Here is a 12,333-nt window from a genome sequence, read left to right on the forward strand (position 1 = left end):
CAAATCAAATTATTTTATGGTCATCATTATCGGCAACCAAAAGGGAGGCGCAGGGAAAAGTACGCTTACCGTATTACTCGCGAATTACCTTACCGTTACAAAAGGCTGTACCGTTACGGTATTGGATATGGATTACCAGCAGTCTATTTCGCAGAAGTTTGAAAAAGCGAAGATACTGGAGAATGAAGAACCCTACCAGGTACTGGCCTATGGCCTGCGGGACTTTCCATTGATGGAAAGTACTATCCGGCAAAATCCGAAAGACATCGTGCTGATCGATTTGCCCGGCAAGCTGGATGATGACGGTTTGATCAGAGTTTTTAAGGCGGCAGACATTGCAGTTTGCCCTTTTTCCTATGACGAATTCAGCTTTGAATCGACCGTGCCTTTTGCTTTGGTATTAAAGAAGATTAATCCTGATGTTAAGGTGTTGTTTGTGCCGAACCGGATTAAGGCTAATGTAAAATATGAAATAAAGGTGGAGGTAAACGAGCAGCTGGATCAAATTGGTTTTGTTACCGGCCCAATCGGCGACCGCATCGACTTCCAGCGGATCAATACCTTTCAAACGCCCATTGCCGTGCAGGCGGTCATCGTACCCGTTTTTGAACAAATCTACCTTGATTATATCCAACCCCATTTATGAGCGAAATTAAAACACTGGCCGATCAGCTAAGGAGCAGGATGGCAAAGCCCGACACGCCGGAAAAAACTCTAAAACCCAACCGAAAAAAGGAAGGGAAGCCGGCTGAAATCCCTTTAATCATTGACCGCCTGCGCGAACTTGACGTGAGCAGCAACAAAACACTGATCCATGCCCGAGTGGACGAACAGACGGCCCAGATGATCCATCATTTAAAGATTGCCACCGGCGTTGAGGTTACCCGCCTCATCTGCTTTTCCATCCGGCAACTTTTCGAGCAATACCCCGAACTAAAAACGATTATCAAAAACCACTTAGAAAAATTTGAAATATGAGCTGGAAATTCTTTCGCGGCAAGCGCGACCCGGTGTATGATGAAATATTGGATCGTATCAAAGGATACGATAAGACCGGCGACCGGAGCCTGGTTCATGTCCGGCTGGACGATCATACCATTTTGCTTTTGAACCAATTAAAGCTGGCTACGGGGATTGAAATGCAGCGGATGATTGCCTTTGCCGTAAGCGAACTGATCCGGCAGCATCCGGAACTGCGCACTATTGTTAAACAATTTTTACTAAAAATCAACGAATGAACTGGTTACACTTTTTTATATGGGTGAGCGGGATTTATCTGCTCTATTACCTCGCCGTTATATTGATGGATCTGGCCGGTGGGCGGCGGGCGGCTGCTGCGGAATCATCCGTACATCAGCTAACTTTTGCGGAAAATGTCGTGCCTGCACAAATGTCCGCTACCGCGATAGCGGAAGCCAATACGGACAACAAAACACGAATTGATGATGCTGTCCGTCAAAGAAAACAGGAGCCGGAAATGATCGGTTCCGGTGGCGTTGTCATCGACAACCTTTTCAAACTCTGCAAGCAGGAAGCCATCATCTACACACGTTCGGTAAGCTTTTAACCCGATGAGATACTTATTGATATTTTGCTGCTGCCTGCTGTCATCGGGGGCAACGGCCCAGCCTGGTATAACGGAAATGCAGCAGGCACAGCAAAACTTAAAGTCCGATTTCTTTTCTGCATTGGATTGCGCCTTAGTGCTGGCCGCAATTTTCGGAATTGTCGGTGCCGTTCGCATTTATCATAACTGGCAGATGGGGCACCCGCGGATTGACGAACAGGTTGCCGCATGGTTCTTCGCATCCTTTTTTATGATGCTGGCCGGCGTTTTTTTAAAGGCCGTTTTTGGCCTGTAGCTTTTTAATACCCCTCCATAACCCCGGCGGTTCTCCTGATTAATCGGGAGGCCGCCTTTTTTATTCCACTAAAATTTAATACCCCTAAAATGAACAAACTAAAAAAAATGTGGGCCACAGCCGTGGTCCTTGCCGTTGGCACGGCATCCGCCTTCGCGCAGAATGGCGTAACCGGTCTAAACTCCGCTACTACTTCCCTTAAAACCTATGTCGCCCCGGTTACGAACGTGACGCTGGTTATCGGCGGTATAGTCGGAATCGTTGGTGCCATCCGCGTGTATTCGAAATGGAATTCCGGTGACCAGGACATTAATAAAGAATTAATGGGCTGGGGAGGTTCCTGCGTATTCCTCGTGGTTTCGGCCGTAGTGATTAAAGCATTCTTTGGCCTTACCTAATGGGCAGGCAATTCCAGGTATACAAGGGGCTGCAACGGCCCCTCGTATATCGGGGCTTTAAAGGCAAGTACATCTATTGGGGCGTAGGAACCTTACTGGCCGGGCTCGTGCTTGGGGCAATGACCATGGCGCTCATTAACATGTGGCTTGGACTGATCGTACTCATCGCGGCCGTGGCAGGCGGACTTGTCTTTATCGCCGGTAAACAAAAAAAAGGCCTGCATATCAAAACCCGGCCCACCGGCATATTCATCCACAAAGTCAACTTTAAAAATCTTTCCCGTTATGGCCGAAAAACAAGTATTTAATATTCCTTATATCGGTATAGATCATTCTTCCGGGCTGGACATCTTGGTAGGTTCTGGCGGCGAATGTTCAGTGATCATACAAATCAATAACCCGGTTACCCGCTTCTCGGCTGCAACTGCGGCTTATGATGAATTCCACGCCCTGATGATTAACATTGTTAAAATATTGGGTGACGGCTATTTGCTTCAAAAATCTGATGTGATCAGTAAGGAAAAATACCCGCTTAAGCAAAGCGACGAATATCTTCAGCAGAAATACAATGCGCATTTTGAAGGCCGCGAATACATCAAAGTAAATACTTATATCACCTTAACCAAACAGGTGCGTAAGGGCGCATTTTATGTATTTGATAAAAAGGTTTTGCGGGATTTCAGCCAGCAACTGGATAAGGTCATGGATATTTTGATAGCCGGGAAAACCGGCGCTTCAATCCTGAAAGAGCAGCAGCTCAATTTACTGGTGATGCAGTTCCTGGCGATGGATTTTAAGGCGGGGCCTATTGCGCTGAATAACTTGTCGCCGGATGATACCGAGATTAAGATGGGCGACCGGGCTATCCGGAACATCCCGTTGATCAATATTGATAATGTGGATCTACCGCCCTCGGTTTCCACGCATATTGAAATGAATGAAAAAGAAACTTTGCGTGGTTTCCCGGTGGATTTCCTGTCGTTTTTGTTTAGAGTGCCCGACTTCGAGGTGATTATCTTTAACCAGGTCATTGACATTCCCAGCCAGTTCATGACGCTCAAAAAACTGGAGTTGAAAAAGAAACGTCATTCGGGAATACCTGACCCGGCCAACATGCTATGCGTAGAGGATATTGATCTGCTTTTGAATGATGTGGCAAGGGAAAACCAGTTGTTGGTTAACTGCCATTTTAATATTGTGCTGGCAGCAAAGCAGGAAAAGATCCAGCGGGCAGCGAATTTCATTGAAAGCGCCTTATTCAGCCTGGGTATTATCGCCAGTAAAAATGGCTATAATCAGTTGGAGTTGTTTCGCTGTGCTTTGCCCGGAAATGCGGTAGAGCTGAAAGATTACGACTGGTTCCTGACGACCTGCGACGCGGCGATATGCTTTTTCCTGAAAGAGTCCATGCCGCTCGATGAGCCTTCGGATTTCCTGGTAAGGTTTACGGATCGGCAGGGTATTCCCGTGGGCATTGATGTTGCCGATCTGCCCATGCGGACTAACCGCATCAATAACCGCAATAAGTTCGTTTTGGGACCCAGCGGTTCGGGAAAATCGTTCTTTATGAATAGCCTGATTGAACAATACATGTTGTATAACATGGATATGGTCATTGTCGATACCGGCCACTCTTATTCCGGACTTTGCTCCTATTACAAGGGCAAGTATATCACCTACACGGATAAGAAGCCAATTACGATGAATCCCTTCCAGATTAAAGCGGAGGAATTCAATATTGAAAAAAGAGATTTCCTGAGTACGCTGGTCGGCTTGCTTTGGAAAGGCGCGGATGGAACATTTACACAGGTGGAGCGCGATGTGATCAGTAACGTCATCGGTGCCTACTATCTGCAATACTTTGAGCAGGGAGAAGCCCCGGTTGAGTCTGAATCCGATTTGATGCCGGGCAAATCCCCTGTTATAAAAGAGTTAAACTTCAATAGCTTCTATGAATTCGCGCTTTGGAAAATACCCGAAATTAAGCAGGAAGAACGTATTCCTTTTGATATAGACGAGTTTCGTTACGTGCTGAAGAAGTTTTACAAGGGGGCCGAGTTCGCTGCTATCCTTAATGAGCCTGCCGATGCTTCGCTCTTTACCGAGCGATTCATCGTATTTGAAATAGATGCCGTAAAGGAAAACCGGGTACTTTTTCCAATTGTGACACTCATAATTATGGATGTTTTCATCCAGAAAATGCGGTTCCGCTCAGCACGCCGGAAAGCTTTAGTTGTGGAAGAAGCCTGGAAAGCGATAGCGAGCCCCCTGATGGCCGGCTATCTTTTATACCTCTACAAAACCGTACGTAAATTTTGGGGCGAGGCTATCGTAGTGACTCAGGAATTGGGCGACATCATTGGCAATGCGGTTGTGAAAGACAGCATCCTGAATAATTCAGATACCATCTGCCTGCTTGACCAGACCAAGTTCAAAGATAATTACGGCGCTATTGCTTCGCTACTATCCATCAATGAAACGGAACGCAAGAAAATATTTTCGATCAACCAACTGGAAAATACCGATGGACGTGGGCGGTTTAAGGAGGTCTATATCCGCAGGGGCAGCTTTGGCGAAGTGTATGGTGTCGAGGTTTCTCTACACCAGTACATCACCTTCTCGACCGAAAAGCCCGAAAAATCAGCATTGGAAGTCTATATCGAGCGTTTCGGCAGCTACCACCGGGCGCTTGATCTTTTTGTAAATGACTTCCACACTTCAAAATTAACGCTGTCGCAATTCGTCAGCCATATTAACCAACACGGACAACCTTATTTATATGATAACCATGAAAACGACAATGCTTTTCCTTATCGTCCTGCCACTATTAATTTTTAAAGCAGCCTTTGGACAGGAAATTGTTGTTGACCCTGCTACCTCGGCTGCTATTGCCGTGAACAGCGCAGTCATCAACGGACAATTAAATACGACCAATAATAATTTAAGCGCCATCCAGAAAGGCCAGCTTGCGGTTACGGGACAGTTGGTCATCATCAACAACCTTCAAAACAAAATTTATACAGGTTTGAGCCAGGTGGCTTCGGTTATCAGTAACCTCACCTCCATTAAGGAGATCGCGAGCTGCGGGACGGATATTGTAAATGATGTCGGTCAGGCCGTTACCATAGCTAAATCTGATCCGGTGCTGTTGCTTTTCGCCGAAGAAGGTGCCCGCGAATTTGAAACCCGCGCCGTTACCCTATCGGCAGATGTCAGTGCATTTGTGCTTAAGGGCGGAAATAACCTTATGGATGCCGGCGAGCGGGGCAAGTTGCTCAACCATATTGAAAGCGAAATGGAAATTTTGCGGGGGATTGCTTATGGCATGGGACGCGCCATGTACTGGGCCAAAATGCGTGGGATATGGGCTTCACTGAATCCCTGGGAGGAATGGAAGAACATGGATGTGCAGATCGCAAATGATGTCATCAATAACGCCAAATACTTAAAGCAATGAAAAAACATGTTTTCCTTCTGCACTTTGCTTTGTCCTTTTCGCTATCCGCTTTTTGCCAGCAAAGCACACTTGATATTGCCGGAATACATCAATTGATCGATCAGTCAAAGTCGGAGCATACTAAGCAGGTGGATGCCAGGAATAACCAGGTAACGGTTACGGCGAATGAACAGGTAAATTTAACGCTGCTCACCAAAATGAAAAATATGTACCGCACTTTACAGAACAGGTACAATACATTGGGTACAGCTATTAATATTGCCGACATCGGGATTTATGCCACACCGGAAGTAAAACAAATCGTGGGCAACCAGGCGCAGATCATTAAGCTGGTTGAAAAGAACCCGGCCATCGCTTTTTTAGGCTATCAAACGGAGATCGAATTCGTTGAAAAAGCCCAGGGGCTGATTGGTTACGTGACCGGCTTAACGCTGTCCATCGGCGATGTGAACCAGATGAAGGCCTCAGACCGGAAGCTGCTTTTTGATTATGTATTGATGCAGCTTTCCGAAATACGGGAACTATCCGGTAACCTGGTCAACACGCTTACCTATTCCAACTTAAATTCTTTGCTGCGTTCGATCAATCCCTTTCAGAATTATATCGATCAGGATAAGGACGTGGCCGAAAGCATTATTCAAAACGCCAAGTATCTCAAACAATGAAGAAACAAACTTTTATTTTCTTGCTCTTAGCTTTTGGCTTTAAGCTTTCGGCATTTAGCCAGCAATACGTACTGGACGAGAAATACCTGGTTTCCGTAGAAGCGAACCAGGCCGTCCGCATGGGTGCCGAACAAACACACAACCAATACCTGGGTAAGATCAACAACAATATTGAAGACCTAAATACCAATGTGGGTTCGGTGGTGCTGGCGCAAACCATCATCTATAACGGCTTGTCCAATGTCAATTCAGCTTTAAAGGATGGTCTGGAAGTTAAATATATGGCCACCATTACGGCAGACATGCTAAACTACCTTAACCAGGCATTGGCGATGGGTAAATCGGAGCCTTACCTGTTTTTGTTTGCATCCAATATCGCCACCGAAATGAAGGTGCGCTCAGTCGGGCTGGTCAGCGCGGTATCCTCCTATGTGCTTAAATCCGGCAATAATATTCTGGCCGATTATAACGGGCGCGACCAGCTGCTCAAAAAGGTAACGACAACGCTGCAAATTTTGGACGGCCTTGCTTATGGTGCCTGGCGCGCCATGTATTGGGCAAAAGAGCGCGGGATTATTGCCTCCATTAACCCCTGGCAAAACTATATCAACAAGGACAAATATTTCGTCCAGGAAATTATTAATAACGCTAAATACTTACACCAATGATCTTACAATTAAAAATATTAATGGTCAGCCTGCTGACTATCCTCTTTTTCTTTTCACACACTATACAGGCCCAGTCCCTCATAAAGGACGATGCTGTCGATAATCAAAGCCAGCGCATGGTGTTCCAGCAATGGGATCAGAATAAGTTTTATCCCAAGGCAGGATTTCTAAGCTTAAATCCATACTACTGGCTGGTATGGGGATTATTTGATCCCAATTATCATAAAACGGACTTGCGGCCGCTTAGCGCAACCGGGCCGCAGACACAGCGGCTGGCATTGGTCAGCACGATGAATGGTATTGATAACCGCTACAAACTGCAATCAGATACGGCAAGAAACACCGCGCTCTCGCAAATAGCTTCGCAGTCGGGTTTATTGTCCGATGCCGATCCCTTGTGGCTGCTCTATTACAAACAGCAATTCAATCCGTTATTGAACTATTCGCCGGTTTCTATTTTGGGTGGCCTGTCGCCACAGGCAAGCGCTAAATTGGTTTCCGAAGGCTCTTACAGCTGGTACACCGCAGAACTGGATAAATTAAAAGAACGACTGAATGGCGCGCGTACGACTGATATGGACAGGGGCTCGCGCATCATGGCTTATTACCGGATGCTGAATGAATATAAAAACCTGTCATCTGTCTGGGCGATATGCACCTCAACGGCACAAATGACTTTGGACATGGCCGCGCATCAGCTGGCGTTACAAAAAGGCACGGTCACCATTCCTAACTGGACACCCAACAGCGATGTACAGATCGCTAATAAGGTGCTCCAAAATGCAAAATACTAATGAAGAAAAAGCTTTTGTATTTATGCCTGCTGTTCTCCTTATGGGGAACGGCGGGCTTCGCCCAAACCAGCACCGTTGATACTGCCATCAGCCGCAAATCATTGCAATACTTGCAGGGTGATGCGGTTTACGAAACGGGGGTAATGGTGTTTCTAAAAGGCCTTAAAAATTCGATCTGGAGCCATTTCGATCTGTTTATTTCAGACGCACAGGCGCTGGCTGCGATTTTTATGATCATCTTTTTTGCCATAAAGAGTTATGAAATGATGGTCGGCGATAAGCAAATGGAGATCATGCCGTTACTGCGGCCTTTCGGTTTGGCCATGATCATTATCTGGTGGGGCGGCTTTGTAAAGATGGTGGCTTTTCCTACGGATTTGGTTGCCGAACAAACTGAGCAAATGTTTGACAGTGTGCAGGGCGATGTGGATGGGTTGCGCTTCACCCGTGCTAACCTCATGTTACAGGTTGCTAATTCACTCTACACCTTCCAGGCGCAGGCCGATGTGGCAGAAAAGGAAAGCGATACCTGGTACGGGCAGGCCTGGAATGCGGTCACCAGTACCGTAAAACAGGGTATCGCGGATGTGGTGTCGCCATTATTAGAACTGAAGAACCGGCTAACGGTCGGGATGCAGCTGTTATTTACCCAGCTTTTGGAACTGATCGGGATTTGGATTTTGAGGATAGCAGTTTACATCATCTTTATGATCCAGATTATCTATTCTTCGATACTCATCATCCTCGGTCCGTTCTCGGTAGCGGTCAGTATTCTACCGGCATTTCGGGACAGCTTTAGTACCTGGATCGCACGTTTTGTGTCCGTAAATTTATACTCAGGTATTGCTTACCTCATCATGTACTTATGCGGCCTGATGCAGCAATATGCCCTAACCTCCGAGATCAGTAAATACCAGGAATTGGTCGGCACCAATGGCGCGGCAGCCGATATGGCAAAAATGGCCGTGTTCGCCGGTAACGGCATCCTTTCATTTGGTACCGTGATTATCGTTTTTGTGATCGGCGCGATCTGCATGTTTACCGTGCCCAGCATATCTACCTGGATCATTTCTACTTCCGGCATCAGTTCAGCCGCCTCCAACTTTGGCAGGGGTGCAACCACTATGGCCAGCGCAACCCGCATTGTCGGTACTTTCATTTAACCCAATTCATTTTTTTTATGATCGTAAAAAATATCGAAGCCAAAATCAGGCTGGCGACCTGGGTGGCTTTTGGCAGCTTTGTAACCTCAATCATTCTGTCGGCGATTTGCTGTTCTTATGCCTACCGGCAGGTCAGCGATGCGCGAAAAAGCATTTATATCCTCAATAACAATGTGCCGCTTTTGGCAAGCCAAACAAACGTGGCTATGAACCGTCCGGCAGAATACCGGGCGGACGTGGATCTGTTTCATTCGCTTTTCTTTTCCCTTACGCCTGATGATAAGTTCATCGAATACCAGATGAAGAAGGCCATGTACCTGGTGGATCAATCCGGTGTTGACCAGTACGATGATCTTAAGGAAAACGGCTATTTCAATTCAGTTTTGTCGTCCAGTTCGGTTATCACCCTGCAAACAGATTCCATTTCACTGGATATGACTAAGCGGTATTTCCGATACTATGGCAGGCTGAAAATTGACCGGCGCAGCTCAACGGTGATCCGTTCGCTGGTTACCGAGGGTTACCTGAAGGACATCCCGCGAAGCGATAACAATCCGCATGGCGTTCTGATCATTAACTGGAAAACCCTTGAAAATAAAGACCTCGAAAATGTTCAAAAAAATACATTCTAACCGCGATCCAAGGGATACGCTGTATAGTGAATTAAAAAAGGAATTTTCGGTTTACGTGGACAAGGGAAACGGCGCTTTTAAATCTTTGATCTGCGGATACCCGAAGTTCATTTTCGGGCTGATGATTGCTTTGCTGGCTGCATCATTGATACTGGCCGTCGCATTGCACCATAAAATGGTACCGCCGGATAAGGCAGCAAAAGTTCCAAAGGCACAGCCAGCGCCGGTGAGTGCCGGATTTGATAACATCATGGCTGCGGGCAATGCGCTGAAACAGACGATCAGGTTGAGGAGACAGGTCGATAGCATCACCGGTAAAAAGACATTGACAAAAACGGACAGCCTCCTATTGCTGCATGACTTGGACAGCCTGCAGCATATCCGTATCAATTTACCTCATTAGCAATATTATGAAAATCAATTTCAAACAACCCAAATACATTTTGCCGCTGATCCTGCTGCCGTTCCTGTGTTTGTTCTTCTTTGTGTACCATAGCGGATTTGCGGCAAAAAAAATAACAGAGGATAATCCGAATGGCCTGAACGGCACGGTCGGCCAGATCTCCGGCGATGTGCAGAAAAAACAGCTGGAGGATAAGCTGGATGCTTATCGCGACACCTACAAAGAGGGCGATGGCTTAACCGCGGTTAATGCCTTACCGGCAGAAAAAAGCAGTAATCCGACATTTGCCAATACCTATTCCGATAAGGAAAAGCACATGCTCGACAGCATTAATCAGGCCATGAAAACCAAATATGGCCAGGCTGCGGATGCGCATGTTATTAAGTTAGGCAATCAATCTGTGGGCAATGACCAGGCGATGGTTCAGGCACTAAATGGTTTACGGAACAGGCATGCTTCTGAAGCTGGTAGTGGCACACCTATACAAAAGGACAAGGACCCGATGGAAACTTTCCGCCAGCAGATGGCCTACCTGGATAGCATAAATAAGGCTAACGATCCGGCCGTTAAAGCGGAGCGTCAAAAGTTAGCAGCGGCGGCAAAGCTGGAAGCAAAACAGGCGAACGAACCAAAGCTGACAGTCAAATTAGCTGATGGTTCTGCGCCGGGTTTCAACACGGTAATGCCGGAACACCATCCTGATTTTATAAAGGTGGTTATCGATGAGAACCTGACCGGTTATGCCGGTTCGCGCATACGCCTCCGGCTGTTGGATGACATTGATGCCGGTAATTACCGGATCGCCAAAGGGACATATGTTTATGCGCTGATTACCGGATTTTCCGGGCAGCGGGTAGAGCTTACCGTCAAGTCCATTTTATACCAAAATAAAATCCTTCCGGTCAAATTGCAGGTCTACGATCTGGACGGACTTTCGGGTTTATATGTCCCCGAATCGGCGTTCCGCGATTTTACCAAGGATCTGGGCACCAATACCGTGCAGGGCGTCACCATTGATGGCAGCGGAACCGGCTCAGTAGCCAGCCAGTTTGCCATGAGTACGGCAAGTAAGATGTTTGAATCCACCTCATCCGCAATCGCGGGGCTGATCCGCAAGGACAAGGCAAAGATCAAGTACAATTCCTACCTCTATTTAATTGACAACGAAGCGCTGGAAAAGGCGCAGCAACACTACTAACATGAAAAAATTATTTTATTGTCTTGCCATCATTTGCATGGCAGCCCTGCATAGCTATGCGCAATTGACGCCGTTCGCTGAGGGTGTCAAAAGAAATGCTTTGCCTATTATTTACCTTCCGGAAAATGTTTCGGTACAGTTTATTTCGCCGGAACCTATACAGTATGTTGACATCTCGGCAAAATCCGTTATCGGCGATTTGCCGCTTAAAAACGTTTTGCGCATTCGCCTCAAAGATTCGGTCAATTCGGCGGATGTGGTGGTTACCATTGCCGGCGAAAAGTTTATCGCGCAATACCATGTGATTCGGGCTGATTCAATTACTGCGCGGGACACCCGGACGGAAATTGCAATCGACCCGGCCGATACAAAGCCGCTGGATATTTCGGGTATAGGTTTATCGCAAAACCAGTTGAAACAACTTGCGCTAAACCTGTTTTGTAAACGGCCTGGAAAAGCAGTTGAAAAAACCAAGGCCTTTGACCTGAAAGCCTCGCTTTATCATTTGTACACTGCGGGTGATTATATCTTCATTGACCTAGGTTATCAAAACAAAACCAACCTGGCTTACAGTATCGAAGACTTCCGTTTTCACATTGATGATAAAAAGATAACCAAGGCGACCAACGTGCAGTCCGTCGAATTGCATCCGGAGTTTGCACTGTTTAACAATCCCGTATTTCAAAGAACTTACCGGAATATCATTGTCCTGAAAAAGCTCACGTTTCCGGGCAATAAAATACTGCATATCGAACTCAGTGAAAAGCAGATCAGCGGCAGGGTGATTACACTAAACATTACCTACCAGGATGTGCTGGACGCGGACACCATCCCACTGTAATGAACCCATTAAAATCGCTGGAACCTGAAGAGCGGGAGCGTTACGACTATCTCCGGCTGGTTTTCGAAGAAGATTTTGAGCAAACGCACCTGGCTTTTCATGTGAGCGGCATCCTGGTTTACGAACTGCTGAACCTGCTGGCTGCCTGCGCTTATCTGTTTGAAGAATTCGGCTTTCCCGAAAGTGAGGACAGCCGGCTGCTGCGCTACGCCGTCACCGGAACAATTGCTGAATACCTGGAAGGAGAATAGA

Annotated in this window: 18 protein-coding genes; all 18 read left to right on the forward strand. The window is 46.7% G+C overall.

The window, feature by feature from the left end; translation table 11 throughout:
* The first annotated feature begins 16 nt into the window (after positions 1-16).
* Complete coding sequence (locus DIU38_RS16145) at positions 17-646, forward strand: ParA family protein (RefSeq protein WP_112654620.1); 630 nt, start codon at positions 17-19, stop codon at positions 644-646.
* Positions 643-978 carry a hypothetical protein gene (locus DIU38_RS16150; protein WP_112654619.1) on the forward strand — a complete coding sequence of 112 codons (336 nt, stop codon included), beginning with the start codon at positions 643-645 and terminating at the stop codon, positions 976-978. Before DIU38_RS16145 ends, DIU38_RS16150 begins: the two co-directional genes overlap by 4 nt.
* Positions 975-1,238, forward strand: a complete 264-nt coding sequence (locus DIU38_RS16155) for a hypothetical protein (RefSeq protein WP_112654618.1) — start codon at positions 975-977, stop codon at positions 1,236-1,238. Before DIU38_RS16150 ends, DIU38_RS16155 begins: the two co-directional genes overlap by 4 nt.
* A complete protein-coding gene (locus DIU38_RS16160; protein ID WP_112654617.1) occupies positions 1,235-1,567 on the forward strand; it encodes a hypothetical protein in 333 nt (110 codons plus the stop codon). Before DIU38_RS16155 ends, DIU38_RS16160 begins: the two co-directional genes overlap by 4 nt.
* Before the next feature lie 4 nt (positions 1,568-1,571).
* Positions 1,572-1,862, forward strand: coding sequence for a DUF4134 family protein (locus DIU38_RS16165; protein WP_112654616.1), 291 nt, complete (start codon positions 1,572-1,574; stop codon positions 1,860-1,862).
* Between the two features lie 107 nt (positions 1,863-1,969).
* A complete protein-coding gene (locus DIU38_RS16170; RefSeq protein ID WP_244311299.1) occupies positions 1,970-2,260 on the forward strand; it encodes a DUF4134 domain-containing protein in 291 nt (96 codons plus the stop codon).
* Positions 2,260-2,568: a plasmid transfer protein gene (locus DIU38_RS16175; RefSeq protein ID WP_112654614.1), complete on the forward strand. Its 309-nt coding sequence runs from the start codon at positions 2,260-2,262 to the stop codon at positions 2,566-2,568. The genes DIU38_RS16170 and DIU38_RS16175 overlap by 1 nt, the downstream gene beginning before the upstream one ends.
* Complete coding sequence (locus DIU38_RS16180) at positions 2,546-5,098, forward strand: TraG family conjugative transposon ATPase (RefSeq protein WP_112654613.1); 2,553 nt, start codon at positions 2,546-2,548, stop codon at positions 5,096-5,098. The genes DIU38_RS16175 and DIU38_RS16180 overlap by 23 nt, the downstream gene beginning before the upstream one ends.
* A complete protein-coding gene (locus DIU38_RS16185; RefSeq protein WP_112654612.1) occupies positions 5,049-5,717 on the forward strand; it encodes a hypothetical protein in 669 nt (222 codons plus the stop codon). Before DIU38_RS16180 ends, DIU38_RS16185 begins: the two co-directional genes overlap by 50 nt.
* Complete coding sequence (locus DIU38_RS16190; protein ID WP_112654611.1) at positions 5,714-6,382, forward strand: hypothetical protein; 669 nt, start codon at positions 5,714-5,716, stop codon at positions 6,380-6,382. Before DIU38_RS16185 ends, DIU38_RS16190 begins: the two co-directional genes overlap by 4 nt.
* Positions 6,379-7,050 carry a hypothetical protein gene (locus tag DIU38_RS16195; RefSeq protein WP_112654610.1) on the forward strand — a complete coding sequence of 224 codons (672 nt, stop codon included), beginning with the start codon at positions 6,379-6,381 and terminating at the stop codon, positions 7,048-7,050. The genes DIU38_RS16190 and DIU38_RS16195 overlap by 4 nt, the downstream gene beginning before the upstream one ends.
* Positions 7,047-7,844: a hypothetical protein gene (locus DIU38_RS16200; protein WP_243770733.1), complete on the forward strand. Its 798-nt coding sequence runs from the start codon at positions 7,047-7,049 to the stop codon at positions 7,842-7,844. Before DIU38_RS16195 ends, DIU38_RS16200 begins: the two co-directional genes overlap by 4 nt.
* Positions 7,844-9,007 (forward strand): plasmid transfer protein, encoded by a 1,164-nt coding sequence (locus DIU38_RS16205; RefSeq protein ID WP_112654609.1) that lies wholly within the window; start codon positions 7,844-7,846, stop codon positions 9,005-9,007. The genes DIU38_RS16200 and DIU38_RS16205 overlap by 1 nt, the downstream gene beginning before the upstream one ends.
* A gap of 17 nt (positions 9,008-9,024) precedes the next feature.
* Complete coding sequence (gene traK, locus DIU38_RS16210; RefSeq protein WP_112654608.1) at positions 9,025-9,639, forward strand: conjugative transposon protein TraK; 615 nt, start codon at positions 9,025-9,027, stop codon at positions 9,637-9,639.
* Entirely contained in the window at positions 9,617-10,042 is a 426-nt protein-coding gene (locus tag DIU38_RS16215; protein ID WP_112654607.1) for a hypothetical protein, read from the forward strand. The genes traK and DIU38_RS16215 overlap by 23 nt, the downstream gene beginning before the upstream one ends.
* A 7-nt stretch (positions 10,043-10,049) precedes the next feature.
* Positions 10,050-11,240 (forward strand): conjugative transposon protein TraM, encoded by a 1,191-nt coding sequence (gene traM, locus DIU38_RS16220; RefSeq protein WP_112654606.1) that lies wholly within the window; start codon positions 10,050-10,052, stop codon positions 11,238-11,240.
* A 1-nt stretch (position 11,241) separates the two neighbouring features.
* Positions 11,242-12,081 carry a DUF4138 domain-containing protein gene (locus DIU38_RS16225; protein WP_112654605.1) on the forward strand — a complete coding sequence of 280 codons (840 nt, stop codon included), beginning with the start codon at positions 11,242-11,244 and terminating at the stop codon, positions 12,079-12,081.
* A complete protein-coding gene (locus DIU38_RS16230) occupies positions 12,081-12,332 on the forward strand; it encodes a hypothetical protein (protein ID WP_112654604.1) in 252 nt (83 codons plus the stop codon). The genes DIU38_RS16225 and DIU38_RS16230 overlap by 1 nt, the downstream gene beginning before the upstream one ends.
* Position 12,333 lies beyond the last annotated feature (1 nt).

The sequence above is a fragment of the Mucilaginibacter metallidurans genome, assembly GCF_003286435.2.
In the GTDB taxonomy this organism is placed as follows: domain Bacteria; phylum Bacteroidota; class Bacteroidia; order Sphingobacteriales; family Sphingobacteriaceae; genus Mucilaginibacter; species Mucilaginibacter gossypii.

Coding starts and splice junctions, on each gene's coding strand:
- DIU38_RS16205 (WP_112654609.1), top strand. CDS start 7,844: ATGAAGAAAAAGCTTTTGTATTTATGCCTGCTGTTCTCCTTATGGGGA.
- DIU38_RS16155 (WP_112654618.1), top strand. CDS start 975: ATGAGCTGGAAATTCTTTCGCGGCAAGCGCGACCCGGTGTATGATGAA.
- DIU38_RS16180 (WP_112654613.1), top strand. CDS start 2,546: ATGGCCGAAAAACAAGTATTTAATATTCCTTATATCGGTATAGATCAT.
- DIU38_RS16190 (WP_112654611.1), top strand. CDS start 5,714: ATGAAAAAACATGTTTTCCTTCTGCACTTTGCTTTGTCCTTTTCGCTA.
- DIU38_RS16175 (WP_112654614.1), top strand. CDS start 2,260: ATGGGCAGGCAATTCCAGGTATACAAGGGGCTGCAACGGCCCCTCGTA.
- DIU38_RS16160 (WP_112654617.1), top strand. CDS start 1,235: ATGAACTGGTTACACTTTTTTATATGGGTGAGCGGGATTTATCTGCTC.
- DIU38_RS16225 (WP_112654605.1), top strand. CDS start 11,242: ATGAAAAAATTATTTTATTGTCTTGCCATCATTTGCATGGCAGCCCTG.
- DIU38_RS16195 (WP_112654610.1), top strand. CDS start 6,379: ATGAAGAAACAAACTTTTATTTTCTTGCTCTTAGCTTTTGGCTTTAAG.
- traM (WP_112654606.1), top strand. CDS start 10,050: ATGAAAATCAATTTCAAACAACCCAAATACATTTTGCCGCTGATCCTG.
- DIU38_RS16185 (WP_112654612.1), top strand. CDS start 5,049: ATGAAAACGACAATGCTTTTCCTTATCGTCCTGCCACTATTAATTTTT.
- traK (WP_112654608.1), top strand. CDS start 9,025: ATGATCGTAAAAAATATCGAAGCCAAAATCAGGCTGGCGACCTGGGTG.
- DIU38_RS16215 (WP_112654607.1), top strand. CDS start 9,617: ATGTTCAAAAAAATACATTCTAACCGCGATCCAAGGGATACGCTGTAT.
- DIU38_RS16200 (WP_243770733.1), top strand. CDS start 7,047: ATGATCTTACAATTAAAAATATTAATGGTCAGCCTGCTGACTATCCTC.
- DIU38_RS16150 (WP_112654619.1), top strand. CDS start 643: ATGAGCGAAATTAAAACACTGGCCGATCAGCTAAGGAGCAGGATGGCA.
- DIU38_RS16170 (WP_244311299.1), top strand. CDS start 1,970: ATGTGGGCCACAGCCGTGGTCCTTGCCGTTGGCACGGCATCCGCCTTC.
- DIU38_RS16230 (WP_112654604.1), top strand. CDS start 12,081: ATGAACCCATTAAAATCGCTGGAACCTGAAGAGCGGGAGCGTTACGAC.
- DIU38_RS16145 (WP_112654620.1), top strand. CDS start 17: ATGGTCATCATTATCGGCAACCAAAAGGGAGGCGCAGGGAAAAGTACG.
- DIU38_RS16165 (WP_112654616.1), top strand. CDS start 1,572: ATGAGATACTTATTGATATTTTGCTGCTGCCTGCTGTCATCGGGGGCA.